The organism is Methylorubrum thiocyanatum (assembly GCA_014138645.1).
GTDB lineage: Bacteria > Pseudomonadota > Alphaproteobacteria > Rhizobiales > Beijerinckiaceae > Methylobacterium > Methylobacterium thiocyanatum.
Window position 1 is genome coordinate 696,932 of sequence record JACJIB010000002.1, and the last position, 18,441, is coordinate 715,372.

Below are 18,441 nucleotides of genomic sequence, written 5' to 3' on the forward strand. Positions count from 1 at the left end.
CCGGCTCAGAGCGTCTGACCGAAGATCTGGGCCACCTGCGGGATGTCCTTGTCGCCGCGGCCGGACAGATTCATCACCATCAGGTGCTCCGCCGGCTTGGTGGGTGCGAGCTCCAGCACCTTCGACAGCGCGTGGGCGGGCTCCAGGGCCGGAATGATGCCCTCCAGCATCGAGCAGAGCTTGAACGCCCCCAGCGTCTCCGAATCGGTCGCCGACAGGTAGGTGACGCGGCCCATCTCGTGCAGCCACGCATGCTCGGGGCCGATGCCGGGATAATCGAGGCCCGCCGAGATCGAGTGGGCATCCGCGATCTGGCCGTCCTCGTTCATCAGGAGGTAGGTGCGGTTGCCGTGCAGCACGCCCGGGCGGCCGCCGGTGAGCGAGGCGGCATGCAGGCCGCTCTGCACGCCGTGGCCGGCCGCCTCGACGCCGTAGATCTCGACCTCGCGGTCATCGAGGAAGGGGTGGAACAGCCCCATGGCATTGGAGCCGCCGCCGATGCAGGCCACGAGCGAATCCGGCAGCCGGCCCTCCAGCGCCAGCATCTGCTGCTTCGTCTCGATGCCGATCACCGACTGGAAGTCGCGCACCATCGCCGGGTAGGGATGCGGGCCGGCCACCGTACCGATGCAGTAGAAGGTGTCGGCGACGTTCGTGACCCAGTCGCGCAAAGCCTCGTTCATCGCATCCTTGAGGGTGCGGGTGCCCGATTGCACCGGCACCACCTCGGCGCCCAGCATCTTCATGCGGAACACGTTCGGCGCCTGCCGCTCGACATCGACGGCGCCCATATAGACCACGCATTTCAGGCCGAACCGGGCGCAGAGCGTCGCCGTGGCGACGCCATGCTGGCCGGCGCCGGTCTCGGCGATGATCCGCGGCTTGCCCATGCGGCGGGCGAGCAGGATCTGGCCGAGCACGTTGTTCACCTTGTGCGAGCCGGTGTGGTTCAGCTCCTCGCGCTTGAAATAGATCTTCGCTCCTTGCCCGGCCGGAGCGCCGGCGCGCAGATGCTCGGTGAGGCGCTCGGCGTAATAGAGCGGGCTCGGCCGGCCGATATAGTGGGTGCCGTAGGACTCCATATCCGCCTTGAACGACGGGTCGGCCTTGGCCTCGGCATACGCCTTCTCGAGGTCGAGGATCAGCGGCATCAGCGTCTCGGCCACGAAGCGGCCGCCGAAGATGCCGAAGCGGCCGCGCTCGTCCGGCCCGGTGCGGAAGGAATTGGGAGCGGGGTTCAGCGTCACGGGGACGGTCCTTCGCGAAAACAGTTGTTGTTTGGCGTGCTAGACCCATGGAACGACGGCCGCAATGCGGCACAGCCGGACAAACCGACTGGATCGGCCGCTCGACGGGATCAGACGAGGATCGCGGGCGTTCAGGCTTGGCGGCGGGCGGCCGTCACGAAGGCCACGATCTTGGCCGGATCTTTCTCGCCCGGCCGCACCTCGACGCCCGAAGAGACGTCGACGGCGGAAAGACCCGTGCGGGCCAGCGCCGCCGCGACGTTGCCGGCGTCGAGGCCGCCCGACAGCATCGTGGCGCGGGGCAGCACCGCATTCGTCAGGATGCCCCAGTCGAAGCTGCGTCCATTGCCGCCGGGGAGATCGGCCCCGGGGGGCGGCTTCGCGTCGAGCAGAAGCCGGTCGGCGACGGCGGCATAGGCCGGGAGCGCACGCAGATCCTCGGCCGAGGCGATGCCGACCGCCTTCATGACCGGCCGGCCGGTGCGGGCGCGGACCTCCGCCACACGCTCCGGCGTCTCCCTGCCGTGCAACTGGATCAGATCGGGATCGAGCGCCGCGACGGCATCGCGAAGCAGAGTATCGTCCGGATCGACCAGCAGTACGACGCGCTCTGCCCTCCCCCGCGCCCGTCCGGCGAGGCGGCCGCCCCGGTCCAAAGCGACGTGTCGCGGACTCCGGGGGAAGTGGACGAAGCCGACGAGATCCGCCCCCGCATCGAGGGCGGCGTCCAGCGTCGCCTCGGTGCTGAGGCCGCAGATCTTGACGCGGACATCCGCCATCGGCCCGAGCGCTCCTGTCAGCGCGCCGCCGCCGGAGCCGGAAGCGCCGTATGAGTCGCGGCGCTGCCGTAACCCGGCTCGACGCCCGGGGTCCCGAAGGTCTTCAGCTCTGCCGCTTCCTTGGCAAGGCGGTCGGCCTCGCGGCGGTGGTAGCGCGCCCGCTGGCGGGTTCCGCTCTGTCCGAGCCAGCTCCCGATGCCGCCGACCAAGATCCCGAGGGCGACTGCGCCGAAGATCACGGCGTAGAGTGGCAGGACGACGGCGAAGACCGGCTCGGGCGAGAACGGATCGAAGGAGAGGGTCACGGCCTCGCGGTTGGCCACCGCGAGGAGGACGACCACAATTGCGACCGGCAGCAGAACCAGCGCCTTCAAAAAACGGATCATGCAAAGGGTCTCCGACGGACGGCAACGGCCTGGAACCGGCCCGGCCGTTTGCCGCTAGGGGCTTTCGAGCGACGGGCTTCTCGAGGCTCAGATCGCAGAACTAGAGCGCTCCCCGTCGAAGTGGATGGCGGCCGGGCTAAGAGGAGCACCGAAACGCAAGCCGGTGACTTCCCCGTGTCGGGGCGGCTGCCGATCAAGCGCTCGGCTGCTCGTCGCCGATGCCGGCGCGGTTGAGACGCAGGCGCATCTCCTTGCCGGTCTTGAAGACGGGGATCGCCTTCTCGGACACGGACACCGACTCGCCGGTGCGGGGGTTGCGCCCGCGCCGGGCCTCGCGGCGCTTGACCGAGAAGGCGCCGAAGCCGCGCAGCTCGACGCGGTCGCCCTGGGCCAGGGCATCGGCGATCGTGTCGAGGATCGCGTTGACGAGGGTCTCGACGTCGCGCTGGTAGAGATGGGGGTTCTGCTCGGCAATTTTGAGCACGAGTTCCGACTTGATCATGCGGCTCTCTTCCGGATGCAGGGCAGGCGCGGGCGGAGGGGGTGCCTCAGGGGGCCGGACGCCAGACGGCCAGGAGCCCGCCGCCCGCAAGCCCCGCGGTCTCGGCTTCGACCGCCCGCAGGCGGCCAGCCAGCCCATCGAGACCGAGAAGGTCCGCGCCGAGCCCGAGGGCCGACCAAAGCTTGAGCCCGCCCTCGGCCTTCGGCTTCCAATCCTTCACCGGAAGGTTGGCCGGAACCTTCCGCTCCTTCTCCAGCCATGCGACGGCTTGGCGCTCACCGCCGAGTTCGTCGACGAGCTTCAGGGGCAGGCTCTGGCGTCCGCTGAACACCCGTCCGTCGGCGACGGCGGAGAGCTGGCTGTCATCCATGCCGCGGCGCTCGGCCACCAAGCCCTTGAACCAGCCATAGGTGTCGAGCACGATCGAGGACAGGGCCGCGCGGGCCTCCGGCGAGGTCGGGCTGAAGCCCGAGGGCTCCGCCTTCAGCGGCGAGGATTTGACCGACTCGACCTTCACGCCGACCTTGTCGAGCAGGCCGGAGACATCCGGATACTGGAACAGCACACCGATGGAGCCGACCAGCGCGGTCTCGCGGGCGACGATGTGGTCGGCGGCGATGGCGGTGATGTAGGCGCCCGAGGCGGCGGTCCCGTCCACGAAGGCGACGATCGGCTTCTTCGCCGCCAGGGCGCGCAGGTTCCGGTAGAGTTCCTCCGATCCGGTCGTCGTGCCGCCCGGCGAGGAGATCGAGATCACGACGCCTTTCACGGCGTTCGATTCCCCCACGCGTTCGATCAGCTTGCGGGTCGATTCGCTGCCGGCGATGAAGCCGCCGATGGAGATCCGGGCGATCTGGTTCTCGGTGGCCGGGAACAGGCGTCCCTCGCCGACCCGCGCGCGGTAGCCCAAGGCGCCCACGGCAAGGATGGCGGCACCGATGCCGAGCACCCGCCACAGCGTCAGCTTGCGGCGCAGACGGCGGCGGTCGATGAGAAACTCGGCGTCTGCGGCCATCCGACGATGTACTCCTCTCCAAGCGGCGCTTCGCGGCCGTTGTTCTGTTGGGATCGTGCACGCCGCGCCGGGTCTCGCCGGGACGGGTGCATCCCGCAAGGTGTTGCGGCGCCGGTTCAGCCCGCCGATCCGGATGCCGGTCAAGTCCTTGATGGGCTTGGGTTCGATCGGGGCTGTCGAGTCCGGGACCGTGTTTAACGCCGCCCGAGGCAGGCCGGCAAGAGCCTGCTCCATTCGCGCCGGTACAACCCGCACCCGTCGTTGCCGAGCGCGAGGGTCTCCGGCGCCGGCCGGTTCAGCGCCGAGCGTAGATTTCCTCGACGTAGCCGTCGCGCATCCAGAACAGATTCCGACTCAGCCGCCGATAGCCGCCGTCCCGCGCCACGAGATCCGGCACGACGACCTGTCGGAAGGCATCGGTGTTCGGTGCCGCGGCCTCCTGGTTGATCGAACAGAACAGCGGGGCGATGGCGCGGATACGTGCGATGTACATGGCGGCCGTTTCCGGCGGCATCTCGGGCAGCGAATCCTGGTTGATCGCCAAGTCGTAAGTCTCGTCCCGCTCGATCTCCCACCACGGCAGAACCCGGACCGCGGCCTCGGGCTCGCCGGCCAGGGACACGTCGAGGCCGGCCTTCAGCAGGAACCAGCCCTGAAGGACGTTGGTGAAGGGCAAATCGAGGATCGTGTAGCGGCGGCCGGGGCGCCGCAGGAACCATGCGAGACCGCCGAAGCCGCCGCCGATCTCGACCACCCGCTCGAAGCTTCCCAGTTGCCCGATTCGCCACGCGGCGTAGGCATGGCTGAAGGCGTGTTCGGGCAGGATGCCGGCGCCGTAACGCACGCCGAAGGGCGCGCCGACATCGGGGAAGGCCAGAGGAAACCCGAGTTCGGCCTCGATACGCGCTGGCTCTCCATGATGGGCCAGCGTTCCGGCCAGCGGGGCGGCGAACTCGCCCTGCTCCGGCGAGCGGATCGGGGCCAGGCCAAGGGCTTCGGAGAGGCGCAGCAGCCGGTCGCACCAGCTTGCGGCGAACGGGTCCGGAGCGTGCCGGGCCAGCGTCGCCATCGTACGTCCCATGGCGATGCCGTGCGCGAGATGGGACTGGAAGAGATTGTTCAGCAGGTCGGCAAGGACCCCGGCATCGCCGTGCCGCAACGCGCCGTGAAAGGCGGAAAATCCCTGCGTCCGCGCCGCCCACATGCCCTCGCTGTCCGCCTGGACCGGCGAGCGTCCGGCGCCGGAGCGCCACGCCGCGATGAGACGGTGCGCGATGCGCGCGTCCTCCGGGCCGGGCCGGGGCGCCGCGAAGGCGATCGGCGGTAGATCCGGCCACGTGCCGTACGGGTAGCGGTAGGTTCCCGGCCCCGCGATGCCGCCGCCGAGTGCGGCGCTGGCCGCCGGCGGTCGATAGGGGCGGCCCTCACGGCGGCCGAAGAGGCGGTAATGCTCTTGTGCCGAGGCGATGGCGCCGGCCTCGATCGCCATCGCCACGTCGGCGTTCAGATCGAGGTACAGCGCAGGCTCGAAATCCGGGGGAAGCGGGTCGGGGCGCCGTCCTGCGGACTTTCCCCTCAACCATCTCAGGCCGGTGCCTAAGCTCGGGCGGCGGTACTCCATCGCGCGAACCTCGGGACGCTTCGAAATCGGGATCAAAACAAGTTCGGGGCCGGCAGAGCCGGCCCCGAGGCATCGTCGAACAGCGGCGAGGCTTACTCCTCGTCGCCGGTCTTCTTCTTGTTGAAGGCGGCACCCAGGATGTCGCCGAGCGAGGCACCCGAATCGGCGGAGCCGAACTGGGCCATCGCCTCACGCTCCTCGGCGACTTCCAGCGCCTTGATCGAGACCTGCACGCGGCGGGCCTTGCGGTCGAACTGGATGACGCGGGCGTCGAACTTCTCGCCGGCGGCGAAACGCTCGGGACGCTGGTCGCCGCGGTCACGGGCGAGTTCGGCGCGGCGGATGAAGGTCTGCATGTCGGTGTCGACGAGCTTCACCTCGAGGCCGGAATCCTTCACCTCGACGACTTCGCAGGTGACGACCTGACCCTTCTTGATCTCGCCGGCTTCCGCGAAGGGATCGCCGCCGAGCTGCTTCACGCCGAGCGAGATGCGCTCCTTCTCGACATCGACGTCGAGAACCTGGGCGCGGACCATGTCGCCCTTCTTGAACTCCTCGATGACCTGCTCGCCGGGACGGTTCCAGTCGAGATCCGACAGGTGAACCATGCCGTCGACGTCGCCCTCGAGGCCGATGAACAGGCCGAACTCGGTCTTGTTCTTGACCTCGCCCTCGACCTCGGAACCGACCGGGTGCTTCTCGGCGAAGGCCTCCCACGGGTTCTGCAGGGTCTGCTTGAGGCCGAGCGAGATGCGGCGCTTGACCGAATCGACCTCCAGGATCTGCACCTCGACCTCCTGGGAGGTGGAGACGATCTTGCCCGGATGGACGTTCTTTTTGGTCCAGCTCATCTCGGAGACGTGGATCAGGCCCTCGATCCCCGGCTCCAGCTCCACGAAGGCGCCGTAATCGGTGATGTTGGTCACGCGGCCCTTGAGCTTGGCGCCCTCGGGGTAGCGGGCGGCGATGCCCTCCCACGGATCGGCGAGGAGCTGCTTGATGCCGAGCGAGATGCGGTGCGTCTCGTGGTTGATCTTGATGATCTTGACCTTCACCGTCTGGCCGATGGTCACGACCTCGGACGGGTGGTTCACGCGGCGCCACGCCATGTCGGTGACGTGCAGCAGGCCGTCGATGCCGCCGAGATCGACGAAGGCGCCGTACTCGGTGATGTTCTTGACGACGCCGTCGATGACCTGACCTTCCTCAAGGTTGGCCACCAGCTCCGAGCGCTGCTCGGCGCGGCTCTCCTCGAGCACGGTACGGCGCGACACGACGATGTTGCCGCGGCGGCGATCCATCTTGAGGATCTGGAACGGCTGCGGCGTGCCGAGAAGCGGGGTCACGTCGCGCACCGGACGGATATCGACCTGCGAGCGCGGCAGGAACGCCACGGCGCCGTCGAGATCGACGGTGTAGCCGCCCTTGACCTGGTTGAAGATCGTGCCGGTGACGCGCTCGTTGGCCTCGAAGGCCTTCTCGAGCTTGACCCAGCTCTCCTCGCGACGCGCCTTGTCGCGCGAGATGACGGCTTCGCCCAGCGCGTTCTCGATGCGGTCGACATAGACCTCGACCTCATCGCCGACCTTGAGCTCGCCCTCGCGGCCCGGGCCGGTGAATTCCTTGAGGGGGACGCGCCCCTCGGTCTTGGCACCGATATCGATGACGGCGACATCCTTCTCGATGCCGACGACGGTGCCCTTGACGACCGAGCCCTCGGTGATCTCGTGCTGGAGGAAGGATTCCTCGAGCAGGGCCGCGAAATCTTCGCGAGCCGAGGGGCTTACGTTCAGACCAGCAGACATTCTCTCTCCTGAATGGCCTCATCGCGTGAGGCCGGCGTCGGCGGCTCGTGTTGCGAAATACCCCCGTCACCGCCGCCCGCCGGATGGACGATCCGGCCGGGCTCGCCTCCTTTCGGAGGGCCGACGCATGCTTGAAGCGATGGTCGAGGGCCGATTGCCCCGGCGATGCGTCCGCCGGGCAGAACACCCGGATCCTGACGGTATCGATGAGGAAATCGGTGCGAGCGATATCGGAATTGCGTCTCCGACGCAATGTCTTGGAGCGTCTCAAGTTCGGTCGCCCCGAACGCCGCCGACCGAGCGGCGTGCGCTCGGACGAATTCGATGCGCCGCAGCCAATCGAGAACGGCTCGAACTCAGTCCTGACCGCCGGATGGCCGGGTCAGGGCATAGAGTGTGATCGCCGCCGCGTTCGAGACGTTGAGGCTGCGGATGGCCCCCGTCGCGTCGATGCGCACGAGCAGGTCGCAGCATTCGGTGGTGCGCTGGCGCAGGCCCTTGCCCTCGGCGCCGAGCACCAGCACCGCCGGCCGGCGGGGGCCGACCGCATCGAGCGACGTGCCGGCGTCCGAATCGAGTCCGATCCGGGTGAATCCCCGCTCGCCGAGGGTGATGAGCGCCTCGGCGAGGTTGCGCACGATCACCAGGGGCACGTGTTCCAGGCCGCCGGAGGCGGACTTTGCTAGAACGCCGGTGGCGTTGGGCGAGTGGCGCGCGGTCGTGACGATGGCGGTGACGCCGAAGGCGGCCGCGGTTCGCACGATGGCGCCGACATTGTGGGGATCGGTGATCTGGTCGAGCGCGAGCAGCAGCGCATCGTCCGGCATGGCGTCGAGCGCCGGGGCGGCGAGCGGTTCGGCCTCCGCGTAGAGACCCTGGTGCACGGCATCGGGCCCGAGCAGCTTGTCGATGGCGCTCGGGCGGACCAGTTCCGGCTCGATCGGCAGCTCGATCCCGGCTTCCTTGAGTCGGGCCAGCGCGTTCTCGGTGGCCAGCAGCCGATGGAAGTGGCGGCCGGCATTGGCCAGCGCCTGCGACACGGGATGCCAGCCGTAGAGCACGACATGGTCCCGGCCCTCGCGGGCGGCGGGTCCCGGCGGCTGCTGCGGTCGCGGGCGGGGCCGGAAGCCGTACGGCTTGGCCGGGCGGTCGCGCGGCGGGGTCATGGGCTGGTCTTTCAGGGGAGGAAGCGGGGAGGTGTCTCGGATTTCCGAGAAACCGACGGGATCGTCCCGCGTCAAGCGTCGGATCGTTGCGTCGGATTCCTGCGGCATAGCCGTTGCCGTCGGCTGCGAACCCGACTATAGACCGGGCGCCGACGGACAGCGCCCTTCGTCTATCGGTTAGGACGTCAGCCTTTCACGCTGAAAAGGCGGGTTCGATTCCCGCAGGGCGCGCCATTCCACCTGATCGCTGAAGCCCGGCACAAGCGGCGATCGAGAACGTCATTCCAGCGAGCGCGAGCTGCGGCCCCCTGCGCAGGTGCGCCCGGCAAGACTTCCGTCCGGGCGCCTCAAAGCAGTCGACGGCCCCGACCGTCCGGTCATCGAGCCGGATCGGCAGTGCCGGGAACGAGCCTACCCGGCTTCTCCCCTCCATCCCACGGCGTAACTGAGGCTCCTGATCGGCACTTCGAAGGCCTGCGATCCTCGCGCAGAAGTCGGCGGAGGACCGAAGCGTGCTCGTTGCCGAAGACGCGACCAGAAAGATGCGCGGGACGCGCGCAGACCCCCCTCCCCAGCGGCGTCAGGCCAGCCGCATCTCGGAGGGCTGCACGGGGACGGCGAGAGGGCGTTCGGGTCCGGCTGCCTTGTGCGGCGCGACGACCCGAGCTGCGGCGGCGAGGCGCTTCTCGATGCGCGTGACCTGCATCGGGTACCAGCGGCTTCCCCGCGCCGAGGGGATGCCGAGGGCGTTGAGGGCGTTGGCGACCTGCTCCAGGGTGAGCGCGCCCGCGGCGCGGATTTCGCTGAGGATCGGCGCCACCTCCTCGGCTCGCTCCCGGCTCTTCGACGTGGTTTCTCCGCGCTCCAGGCTCTCCGCCAGGGGGCGCGGAGCGGCCGCGGCGGTGCCGAGCGCATCGGCGGTGGGCATTGCCCGTCGCTCGGCGGTGAAGCGGGCGTAGAATTCGCGCCGCCGCGCCATCGTCTCCGAGGTGCGTTGTACGCCCAGTCGATCCTCGGCTTCGGCCACCGCCGCCATGATGCAGAGGGTGCGCTCGCTGACCTCCGGCCGATCGGCGGCCGAGAATCGCAGTTCGCGGGCGTGCAGGTCGCGGCTGAGGCGCCGCAAGAAACCGGGATTCTCCGCGAGCGCTCCGAGCTCGGCCATGAGCAGCGTCGCGCCGTGGCGGCGGCACAGGGTGAGAGCCATTTGCAGACGAGGCCGCTGCGGATCGCCGACGCTCTCGATCATCTCACCGACCAGCCGACCGCGTCGGCCGAGATGACGCGAGACCGCCTCGCGCTGAGACGCTACGGTTCCGAAAGTTCCCTGCCCCACCAGGGCGGGACAAAGGTAGGAAACGAAGAAGTCTGAAGACATCTGCGGTGGGCCGCCCATGCGTCCTTGAGTGGGTCTCGGGCCGGCCGTGTTCCGGGGATCGTCATCTCAGGCCGGACCATGGCCCCGCGCCGGGCCGCTCTGCGGAAGATCATGTTGTGAACGACACCTTATCCACCCTCAATATGACGTCTACATCCGTTGAGGTCGCCCTTGGCCTTGGTGGTACGATCCGCCTCGAGGGAGGTGCCGTGGCGGTGTCCGACCTCATGGTGGTGTTCGAGGCGATCACGCGGACCGGATCGGTGCAGGGCTTCGCCGACGCGCTCGGCCTGTCGTACCGGGCCGCCTGGGCTCGCCTTCAGGTCTACGAGACCGCCCTCGGCCGGCCGTTGGTGCACAAGACGCGGGGCCACGGCACCGCCCTGACCCCGTTCGGAGCGTCCCTGGCGGAGGCCTTCGCTGCCGCCGCAGCCGGGCTGGAGGCCGGATTCGGCCGCGAAACCCGCGCCGTCGAGCGCCGTCTGCGCGAACTTCTAACCGGCCGGACCGGCGTCCTGACCTTAGCCGCCAGCCACGACCCGCTGCTGGTCGACGTGTTGGCCGAGGTCGGTGGCGTCGAGCTCACGGTGACGGGCAGTCGCGCGGCGGTGGAGCGGTTGCTCGAAGGTGGCGTCGATGCGGCCGGCTTCCATTGCGGCGCGCGCGGGCCCGCCGCCGCCGGTCCGCCGTTCTCGTCGATCGACCCGGCGGCCGGGCTCGCACTCTACCCGCTGTTCGAGCGCGAACAGGGGCTGCTGCTCGCCCCCGGCAACCCGCACGGCATCCGCAGCCTGAACGACCTGACCGTCGAGGGCGTGCGCTACGTCAATCGCCAGAAGGGATCGGGCACGCGCGACTGGTTCGACCGCATGCTCGCGGAAGCCGACCTGCCCGCCTCGGCCATCCACGGCTACGCGGTCGAGGAATTCACGCATCAGGCGGTGGCCGCCGTCATCGCCTGCGGTGCGGCGGATGCCGGGCTGGGAGCGCGGGCCGCGGCCGAACGGCTGGGCCTCGATTTCCTCCCGGTCGGCTGGGAGACCTACTACCTCGCCGCGAGCCGTTCCCTCGCCGCATCCGGGATCGATGAACTCGTCGCCGAGGCGCGAGCGCGGGCCGGCGGCCTATCCGGATACCGCCCGGTGGCCTCCGAAGCGAAATAGCCGGCGGCAGCTTGCTTCGGAAGCGCGGTTCAAAAACTGCGCCCGTTTTGGTGCATCCTGTCACGGTGCGGACCGGCCAACCCCGTGCTACAGGCGGCCTCAAAGGCGAACGGAGTCTGGTGGCCCTTCCAGTCTCCAAAACCGTTGCTACGCCAACAGCGTAGAGTGGGCTCGTGTCCGATCCGCTTCCGCCAGTCAGCCGCCAGTCCTGCATCAATTCCCGTCCATAGGGAGTGACGGCTCCGTCCCGCCGGCGCCCTGCACGGCGCGTCAGGCGTGAGCCATCGGGCATGAGGGCTTTTTGCGTCCCAGGACGGGTGTGGCGAGGCAAACCATGGGAACTCATCTCGGCCTCGCCTTTCTTGCCGGCGTCCTCTCGGTGCTTTCGCCTTGCGTCGTGCCGCTGCTGCCGCTGGTGCTCGGTGCGGCCACCGCGGAGCACCGGCTCGGTCCCGCGGCGCTCGCCGCCGGCTTGGCGCTCGCCTTCGTCGCGATCGGCCTGTTCGTCGCCACGCTCGGTTTCGCGATCGGTCTCGACGGCGACGTGTTCCGCAAGGCCGCGGCGCTGCTCATGGGGCTGTTCGGTCTCGTTCTGCTCGTGCCGGCGGCCCAAGACCGCTTCGCCGTGGCGGCGGGCCCGGTGGGCGACTGGACGCAGAGGCGGTTCGGCGGATTCGAGACCGGAGGGCTGGCGGGCCAATTCGGCGTCGGCCTCCTCCTCGGCGCGGTCTGGAGCCCCTGCGTCGGTCCGACCCTCGGTGCGGCCTCCCTGCTGGCCGCTCAAGGGCGCGATCTCGGCGGCGTCGCCGTCACCATGCTGCTGTTCGGTCTCGGCGCCGCCCTCCCCCTCGTCGTTCTCGGGATGCTGTCGCGCGGGATTCTGGTGCGCTGGCGCGAGCGGATGCTCGGGCTCGGAAAGAGCCTGAAGGTGACGCTGGGCGTGATCTTCGTCGCCCTCGGCGCGCTGATCCTCTCCGGCTACGACCGGCCACTGGAAACCGCGCTGGTCGAGGCCTCGCCGTATTGGCTGACCGCGCTCACGACCCGCTTCTGAACGGCGATCCGGCTAACGGCCGCCCGCGCTGCGGGCGCCCTCGCAGGTGTGGAGAGAAATAATCTCTCAGGATGGGGTGCTTGCAGAACAAGGATCTATCGGCGCCCGGTAATACAGAAAACACGTTCATGGCGGCCGGTTTATGCTGGGCATGATCCCATGCCGTCCGTTTGCGCCGCCCCTCTCGTCATGCGTCCTGTCCAGTACGATTCTTTCGGCGAGCCCATCGCTCAGCCCGTCCGGGACGAGCGCGTCGTGTCACGGATCGCGCTCCGCACCGGGGTCGGCCTGTTCTGGACATTGGTGGTCGTGATCGTCGCCGCGCGCGCCGCCTACTTCCATCCGCACTTCGCGGAACAGTTCGGCCACGTCGCCGCGCTGATGGATCGGTTGAGGGCGGTTCTCGGCGCCTGACGCGTCGTCCTCGCCGAGCGTGCATCGTGAGAACGGTTTGCTATGAGGGAGCCGCTACGGCGACCCTCGGCCTCGGGCCGGAACGTTCCCGCGGAAGAACCGAGACTTGAGGCGACTGCATCTCCCGCACCGGATATCGCCGCTCGCGGCGCTGGGTCCCGGCATTGCGCTCTGCCTCGCGCTGACGCTCGTTTCGATCGGCCTTCAGCATCTCGAAGAGGACGTCTTCGGGCATCCCTATGTCGAGGCGCTGGTGATCGCCATCCTGCTCGGCATGGCGATGCGCACGCTCTGGCAACCAGGCCCGCTCTGGCGCTCGGGCATCGCCTTCAGCGCCAAGCAACTCCTCGAAGTCGCGGTGATGCTGCTCGGCGCATCGATCAGCTTCGCGGCGATCCTCGCCTCCGGCCCGGTGCTGCTCGCGGCCATCGTCGCGACGGTCGCCGTCACGATCGCCGCGAGCTTCGCCATCAGCCGCCTGCTCGGGCTCGCCGTGCGGATGTCGATCCTGATCGCCTGCGGCAACGCGATCTGCGGCAACTCGGCGATCGCCGCGGTCGCCCCCGTCATCGGTGCCGGCAGCGACGACATCGCCTCCTCGATCTCCTTCACGGCGATCCTCGGCGTGCTGATGGTGCTCGGCCTGCCGCTGCTGATTCCGCTGCTCGGTCTCGGTGCCGGCCAGTACGGCATTCTCGCCGGGCTGACGGTCTACGCCGTGCCGCAGGTTCTCGCCGCCACCGTCCCGGCCGGCCTCGTCGCCACCCAGATCGGCACCGTGGTCAAGCTCGTGCGCGTGCTGATGCTCGGCCCCGTCGTCGTTGGGCTTTCCCTGCTGGCGCCCCGCTTCGGCGAGGCCGTCGCCGGGCCGAACCCGGCGGGGCGGCTGCGTCTGTTCAAGCTCGTTCCGTGGTTCATCCTCGGCTTCCTCGTGCTGGCCGCCTGCCGCTCGCTCGGGCTGGTGCCGGATCCCGCCATCGCGCCGATCACCCGGGTGGCCGGCATCCTCACCGTGGTCTCGATGGCCGCCCTCGGGCTCGGCGTCGATCTGCGGGTGATCGGGCGGGTCGGCAGCCGCGTCACCGCCGCCGTGACCCTGTCGCTCGTGCTGCTGCTCCTCGTCAGCCTGGGTCTGATCTACGCGCTTCGCCTCGGGTGAGGCCGCGACCGCCGCGGCGCATCGCTCCGTCCGGGCTCAACGCGGTGCCCGTTCGGCCCATGCCCGGTCGAGCCGGGCGGAACGATAGGCATCCGGGATCGACAGCGCCCAGACGAAGAAGCCACCCGCATGGCGCCCGATCAAACTCGCCTCGGGCGCGGCAAAGCGAGCGGTGAGCCAGCCGCCGATAAGGGCGAACAGGGCAAAGCCGAGCCCGCGGGCCGCGCGGCCCGTCCAGACATGGCCCATGCCGGGCAGCAGCGCCGCGACCAGCAGCACGCGGGTGGGATCAGGCAGCGCGCGCATGCCGGGTCTCCGGGTCGGTCTCGGACAGGACGAGCAGGAGGCGCCGAGCGGCGTCGAGGATGCCGTCGAACAGCTCCGGCGGGACCCGTTCGATCGGGAAACGACTGCCGCGCAGGAGCAGGTAGGTGCCCCGTGTCCCCTGGCTCGCCTGCAGCGTGAGGCGCAGGCCGTCGGGGGTGAAGAGCACCTCCTTCACCCGCGGATCCGCGAGGATCGGGGCGAGGACGGGCGCGAGGCGGGCATGCAGGCTGTCGGCGCCGGCCGTTCCGCGCACGAGGGTATCGGGCGGCCATGCCTCCGGAACGGCGTAGCAGTTCGGCAGGTGATCGGGCGCGTAGAACTCGGCGCCTGCCGGGCGCCGCAGGACGTCGAGGACACACCCTGTCGACAGCGGCGTCCGCAGGGTCACCTGGAGCCAGAGCTGCGGCAGCCGGCGATGCACCAGCGTGTCCGGTACGAGGCGGACATCGACGGCGGTGCCCGCGTATCGGCCGCGCAGGGTCGCGAAGCCGGCCCGGTCGCGCCCGAGCCGCGACGCCGCGAGCCGGCCGGCGCAATCGGACAGGAGGTCCGCCCGCCAGCGCCCTTCGCGCCGGCGCAGAATCGCGCCGAACGCGCCGCTCATTAGGACGAACACGGCGGCGAGGGCGACGAGCATCGCCGCGCCTCAATAGCCGCGGGGCTTCGGCCAGGGCATCGTGAACTGCTCGCCTCGCCGGACATACTTGTAGCGGTGCAGCACGAACCAGGCCGAGGCGGCGATGTAGAAGGCCATCATCGCCAGGAGCTGCGTGCCATAGCCGAGGAACACGGCAAGATAGGTGACGACGCACAGGACGAGCAGCAGCGCCGCCGGCAGCGGGTGGAGCGGGTGCACATAGCCGCGCTGGATCGAGCCGAGCGGCCATTTGCGACGGAACAGCACGATCGAGAGCGCCATCAGCGTGTAGCCGAGCAGCCCCGACAGGATCGAGAAGGTGATGGTCTGGTCGAGCGGCGTCGAGACCGCGAACAGGATCGCGATCGGCACGAAGAAGACGACGGCGCGGTAGGGCGTGCGGTAGGTGGGATGCACGGCGCCGAACCAGACCGGCATGTAGCGGTCACGCCCCATGGCGAACCATGCCCGCGAGGCGTCGTTGATGCAGCCGTTGGCCGAGGCCACCGTGGCGAACAGGGTACCGAGGAACAGGAACAGCTCGAGCCAGCGGCTGCCGGTGAGCCGGGCCGCGTCGTAGAGCGGCGTTACCGCCTGGCCGAGATATTCCCAGGGCATCAGGCCGGAGCACACGTACCACGTTAGCGTGGCGGCGATGAGCAGGGTCATCATGCCCGTCATCGTGCCGAGCGGCAGGGCGCGGGCGGGCGAGCGCACCTCCTCGGCGGCCTGGGTGGTGCCCTCGATGCCGAGATAGAACCACAGCCCGAAATGCATCGCCGCGAGGATGCCGAGCGCGCCGTAGGGCAGGCCGCCGAGCAGTGCCTCGTGCTTCAGCACCGTGCCGGGCGCCCAGGGCTGGGTGGCGACGAACAGCACGACGATCGCGGCGAAGGCGGCAGCGGTGATGACGAGGTTGAGCGTCAGGGTGGCGAGCACGCCGCGATAGTTGAGGAAGGCGAGCGCCACCACGGTGAGCACCATGAAGGCGCGCTTGTCGATCGCGCCTTCCAGGCCGAGGCTCTGCGCGAAGGCCTCGATCAGGTCGCCGGCGACGATGGCGTTCGAGACCTCCAGCATGGTGTAGGCCATGACGAGGTAGAGGCCGACATTGAAGGCCGCGAGCGGACCGATGATGTGCTTGGCCTGGGCGTACTGGCCGCCGGCCGCGGCGACCGTCGAGGTGATCTCGGAATCGATCATCGCGACGCAGGTATAGAGGATGCCGGCGAGCCAGCAGGCCGCCAGCGCGGCCACGGCGCCGCCCTTCCCGACCGCGAAGTTCCAGCCCATGAACTCACCGACGAGGACGATACCGACGCCGAGGGCCCAGACATGGCCCGGCCCGAGCACGCGAAGGAGCGCGACCTTCCGGCCCGCACTCGGCGGCGGCGCCGCGGCCTCTGCCCCGGCGGCCAGCTGAACGGAGGCGCGCTCCGCGATCGGTTGCACCGTCGTCATCACGACCTCGCCGCCGTCTCGCCGACCTCGGAGTCGACGATCTCACCCTCCTCGGACGAGAGGAGATAGCCCTCGTCGTAGGTCCGGTTGGTGCGCAGGAGGTCGAACCCCATCCACAGGGCGAGAGCGGTCGCAGCCGCCCAGGCGCCCCAGTTCATCACGGACACCATGATGTGCTCTCCCGACAGTGTTGGAAGACCCGAGATCCTCATCTCGGTGGCGGGACCGGCCCGGCCGCACGGGGCGGGGCGCGAGACCTCAGCCCTTCGACGAACCGTCGAAGTGCTCGGCGATGACCTCGCGGTACTGGCGGTCCGAGTACCGGAACATGACGATGAAGTAGCCGACGATGATCGCGGCGGTGAGCGCCACGAGGCCCCAGTTGAAGCTGTAATCGAAGCGCGTGCCGATGATCCCGGCCGCCTTCTCCGGCGTGAAGCCCAGCTTCTCCCACTGCCCGGCCATGGTCGCGTTCTGACCGAGCGAGTCCCAGGTCGGGTTCGGGAGTTCGGTGGTGCTGGTACCGCCGCCCGCGAGCTTGAACAGCAGCGGCAGGTAGAGCGTGATGAAGACCAGCACCAGCATCAACACGGCATCGACGATCTGGCCGAGGACGGACTGGATCGGCGGTTCGTAAGGGGGGCGCCCGGCCATCTCAGGCGTTCCCCCGCCGACGCATCGCCCGCGCCTGATCGAGGTAGTAGAGGTCCGTGCCGTAGATCGCGTCACGATCCTCGCGGTAATGCCGGATCATCGCCGCGATCGCGGCGGTGTTGAGCAGCACGACGCAGGCGCCGACGCCGAGCACGAGCAGCGTGACGCCGCATGTGTCGCAGGCCTGTCGCATGGTCCAGAAGGTGAAGGCGTAGACGAGCCAGACCAGTCCGACCGCGAGAATGGCGGCCGCTCGATCACGGCCGAACATGGCTGCGACGCGTGCATCCTGCATGGCACATCTCCTCCCGGGAGATCATTCTTGGAAGGAATTCTGGCTTCCTTTCGAGAAATATCCTGCCGTTTATGGTGCGGGTCAAGCCGGATTCGGCGCCGCATTGCACCATATCGCATCATCTTTCTTTCAAAGGGACGATCCGGGAGCGACGGACGGCGCCGGGCGTTTCCCAGTCCGCACCGTTTCGATCCAGGGAGTGAGATGCTCGACGCCGCCCTGTACGACCGTCTGCTCGGCGTGGCCGCTGAGGTCTCGGAGCCGTTGCGGACCGCCATCGCGGCAATCGGTGTCATTGAGATTGCACCGCCGCCTCATGCCAGCCTCGCCGAGCGGCTGTTCGTCGAGGTGGTGAACCAGCAGCTCTCCACCAAGGCTGCCCTCTCGATCTGGACGCGGATCGAGGCGGCCGCTGCGGCGCAGGTCGTGACACCGCGCGATCTGTTCGTTCCCGGTCACGAGGCGGTGCTGCGCGGCTGCGGCGTCTCGGCAAACAAGGTGCGCGCGCTTCACGCCATCCGCGAGGCCGAGGAAGCCGGCCTGCTCGGACCGGATCTCGCCGCGCTGCCGCACGCGGAGCGCTCGGCCGTGCTCTGCCGCATCCGTGGCGTCGGTCCATGGACGGCCGACATGGCCGGCATCTTCCATTTCCTCGATCCCGACATCTGGCCGGCCGGCGACGTGGCCGCGGTCGGCGTGCTGCGCCGGCTGACAGGCATCGAGGACACGGTCGCCGTCGCCGCGCGCTTCGCGCCGTACCGCTCGATTCTTGCCCGCTACATGTGGCGCAGCCGGGACGCCGCTCCGGTCGCGGCCTGACGACGATCAGCGCCTCGCTTCGAAGAAAGGCCGGAAATTTTCGAGCCATTCGCGCAGCCAGACTTCGGCAGCCTGCTTGGCTCCGTCGGCGTCCTGGGCGTGGCCCCAGATGTCCTCCGAGAGCGGGCTCCACCACGTCCAGAGCCGGTTCGAGCCGTCATACTCGACGGTGGCGACCTCGATGGCGCCGACCCGGCCGGAAAATCGCTGCAAGGGCACCTCGGAGATGCCGCCCTGGGTCCAGGTGATCGTATCCGTCGACATGGGTTCACAACGCGAGCGGCGCCGCCCGCGTTCGCCGGCGCCTGAGCGGAGCGTCGGCAGATGCACGGTTGCCGCGCTCCAAGCCATTCCCGTCGCGCATCCGGCTTCGGACTTGACGGAATCGAACCGTTCCGGCATGCGCGCGTTGTCTGCCCATCGTCGCCGTGCGTCCGATGTGCGGCTCCACAGGAACTCTCTACCCCCATGCCCGACGACAGTAGTCGATCGACCACGCCGCCTTCGGCCCTTCGCGTGATCTGCGCCTGATCGTCTGATCCGGCTCACCCGCGACCGG

21 protein-coding genes and 1 tRNA gene are annotated in these 18,441 nt (G+C 69.1%); 6 read left to right on the forward strand and 16 right to left on the reverse strand.

Translation table 11 applies throughout. The features are described from left to right. Positions 1 to 5: 5 nt before the first annotated feature. The 8 genes from trpB to rlmB all read right to left on the reverse strand — a co-directional run bounded on the left by trpB (position 6) and on the right by rlmB (position 8,521). Entirely contained in the window at positions 6 to 1,247 is a 1,242-nt protein-coding gene (trpB, locus tag HNR51_RS07055; RefSeq protein ID WP_182554446.1) for a tryptophan synthase subunit beta, read from the reverse strand. Between the two features lie 131 nt (positions 1,248 to 1,378). Further along, on the reverse strand, positions 1,379 to 2,026 hold the full coding sequence (locus HNR51_RS07060) for a phosphoribosylanthranilate isomerase (RefSeq protein ID WP_182554447.1): 648 nt from the start codon (positions 2,024 to 2,026) through the stop codon (positions 1,379 to 1,381). Between the two features lie 17 nt (positions 2,027 to 2,043). Beyond that, positions 2,044 to 2,412 carry a LapA family protein gene (locus HNR51_RS07065; protein ID WP_141949913.1) on the reverse strand — a complete coding sequence of 123 codons (369 nt, stop codon included), beginning with the start codon at positions 2,410 to 2,412 and terminating at the stop codon, positions 2,044 to 2,046. Positions 2,413 to 2,605: 193 nt separating this feature from the next. Beyond that, the gene (locus HNR51_RS07070; RefSeq protein ID WP_012452156.1) at positions 2,606 to 2,914 is read right to left on the reverse strand and encodes an integration host factor subunit beta; all 309 of its coding nucleotides are present in this window, start codon (positions 2,912 to 2,914) and stop codon (positions 2,606 to 2,608) included. 46 nt (positions 2,915 to 2,960) lie between these two features. Next, positions 2,961 to 3,929 (reverse strand): signal peptide peptidase SppA, encoded by a 969-nt coding sequence (sppA, locus tag HNR51_RS07075; protein ID WP_012452157.1) that lies wholly within the window; start codon positions 3,927 to 3,929, stop codon positions 2,961 to 2,963. Between the two features lie 295 nt (positions 3,930 to 4,224). Beyond that, on the reverse strand, positions 4,225 to 5,508 hold the full coding sequence (locus tag HNR51_RS07080; RefSeq protein ID WP_239681534.1) for a putative sugar O-methyltransferase: 1,284 nt from the start codon (positions 5,506 to 5,508) through the stop codon (positions 4,225 to 4,227). Positions 5,509 to 5,642: 134 nt separating this feature from the next. Next, positions 5,643 to 7,355 (reverse strand): 30S ribosomal protein S1, encoded by a 1,713-nt coding sequence (gene rpsA / locus HNR51_RS07085; protein ID WP_012452159.1) that lies wholly within the window; start codon positions 7,353 to 7,355, stop codon positions 5,643 to 5,645. A gap of 356 nt (positions 7,356 to 7,711) precedes the next feature. Then, entirely contained in the window at positions 7,712 to 8,521 is an 810-nt protein-coding gene (gene rlmB, locus HNR51_RS07090; protein WP_182554449.1) for a 23S rRNA (guanosine(2251)-2'-O)-methyltransferase RlmB, read from the reverse strand. A 159-nt stretch (positions 8,522 to 8,680) separates the two neighbouring features. Here rlmB and HNR51_RS07095 point away from each other — a divergent pair. Then, positions 8,681 to 8,755: transfer RNA gene (locus HNR51_RS07095), tRNA-Glu, on the forward strand. A 346-nt stretch (positions 8,756 to 9,101) separates the two neighbouring features. On the opposite strand, the gene HNR51_RS07100 is transcribed toward HNR51_RS07095, so the two are convergent. Continuing rightward, positions 9,102 to 9,917: a recombinase family protein gene (locus HNR51_RS07100; protein ID WP_306424262.1), complete on the reverse strand. Its 816-nt coding sequence runs from the start codon at positions 9,915 to 9,917 to the stop codon at positions 9,102 to 9,104. A gap of 125 nt (positions 9,918 to 10,042) precedes the next feature. Between HNR51_RS07100 and HNR51_RS07105 the strand changes: the two genes are divergently transcribed. The 4 genes from HNR51_RS07105 to HNR51_RS07120 all read left to right on the forward strand — a co-directional run bounded on the left by HNR51_RS07105 (position 10,043) and on the right by HNR51_RS07120 (position 13,689). After that, a complete protein-coding gene (locus tag HNR51_RS07105; protein WP_182554535.1) occupies positions 10,043 to 11,062 on the forward strand; it encodes a substrate-binding domain-containing protein in 1,020 nt (339 codons plus the stop codon). 334 nt (positions 11,063 to 11,396) lie between these two features. Next, positions 11,397 to 12,116 carry a cytochrome c biogenesis CcdA family protein gene (locus HNR51_RS07110; RefSeq protein ID WP_182554451.1) on the forward strand — a complete coding sequence of 240 codons (720 nt, stop codon included), beginning with the start codon at positions 11,397 to 11,399 and terminating at the stop codon, positions 12,114 to 12,116. 255 nt (positions 12,117 to 12,371) lie between these two features. Beyond that, positions 12,372 to 12,530, forward strand: a complete 159-nt coding sequence (locus HNR51_RS07115) for a hypothetical protein (protein WP_239681535.1) — start codon at positions 12,372 to 12,374, stop codon at positions 12,528 to 12,530. A 106-nt stretch (positions 12,531 to 12,636) separates the two neighbouring features. Beyond that, on the forward strand, positions 12,637 to 13,689 hold the full coding sequence (locus HNR51_RS07120; RefSeq protein WP_182554452.1) for a YeiH family protein: 1,053 nt from the start codon (positions 12,637 to 12,639) through the stop codon (positions 13,687 to 13,689). Positions 13,690 to 13,725: 36 nt separating this feature from the next. On the opposite strand, the gene HNR51_RS07125 is transcribed toward HNR51_RS07120, so the two are convergent. The 6 genes from HNR51_RS07125 to HNR51_RS07150 form a co-directional block, all read right to left on the reverse strand. Further along, positions 13,726 to 13,995, reverse strand: coding sequence for a hypothetical protein (locus tag HNR51_RS07125; RefSeq protein WP_182554453.1), 270 nt, complete (start codon positions 13,993 to 13,995; stop codon positions 13,726 to 13,728). Then, on the reverse strand, positions 13,979 to 14,653 hold the full coding sequence (locus HNR51_RS07130) for a hypothetical protein (RefSeq protein ID WP_182554454.1): 675 nt from the start codon (positions 14,651 to 14,653) through the stop codon (positions 13,979 to 13,981). Before HNR51_RS07130 ends, HNR51_RS07125 begins: the two co-directional genes overlap by 17 nt. A 9-nt stretch (positions 14,654 to 14,662) precedes the next feature. Further along, positions 14,663 to 16,114 (reverse strand): APC family permease, encoded by a 1,452-nt coding sequence (locus HNR51_RS07135; protein WP_182554455.1) that lies wholly within the window; start codon positions 16,112 to 16,114, stop codon positions 14,663 to 14,665. After that, a complete protein-coding gene (locus HNR51_RS07140; protein ID WP_182554456.1) occupies positions 16,114 to 16,284 on the reverse strand; it encodes a hypothetical protein in 171 nt (56 codons plus the stop codon). Before HNR51_RS07140 ends, HNR51_RS07135 begins: the two co-directional genes overlap by 1 nt. Before the next feature lie 88 nt (positions 16,285 to 16,372). Further along, the gene (locus HNR51_RS07145) at positions 16,373 to 16,768 is read right to left on the reverse strand and encodes a hypothetical protein (RefSeq protein ID WP_182554457.1); all 396 of its coding nucleotides are present in this window, start codon (positions 16,766 to 16,768) and stop codon (positions 16,373 to 16,375) included. A gap of 1 nt (position 16,769) precedes the next feature. Next, positions 16,770 to 17,063: a hypothetical protein gene (locus HNR51_RS07150; protein ID WP_141949938.1), complete on the reverse strand. Its 294-nt coding sequence runs from the start codon at positions 17,061 to 17,063 to the stop codon at positions 16,770 to 16,772. A 204-nt stretch (positions 17,064 to 17,267) separates the two neighbouring features. On the opposite strand from HNR51_RS07150, the gene HNR51_RS07155 reads away from it, so the two are divergent. Continuing rightward, on the forward strand, positions 17,268 to 17,882 hold the full coding sequence (locus HNR51_RS07155; protein ID WP_141949939.1) for a DNA-3-methyladenine glycosylase family protein: 615 nt from the start codon (positions 17,268 to 17,270) through the stop codon (positions 17,880 to 17,882). A gap of 6 nt (positions 17,883 to 17,888) precedes the next feature. Here the strand turns inward: HNR51_RS07155 and HNR51_RS07160 are convergent, their stop codons facing one another. After that, positions 17,889 to 18,146, reverse strand: coding sequence for a hypothetical protein (locus tag HNR51_RS07160; protein WP_141949941.1), 258 nt, complete (start codon positions 18,144 to 18,146; stop codon positions 17,889 to 17,891). Positions 18,147 to 18,441: the final 295 nt, after the last annotated feature.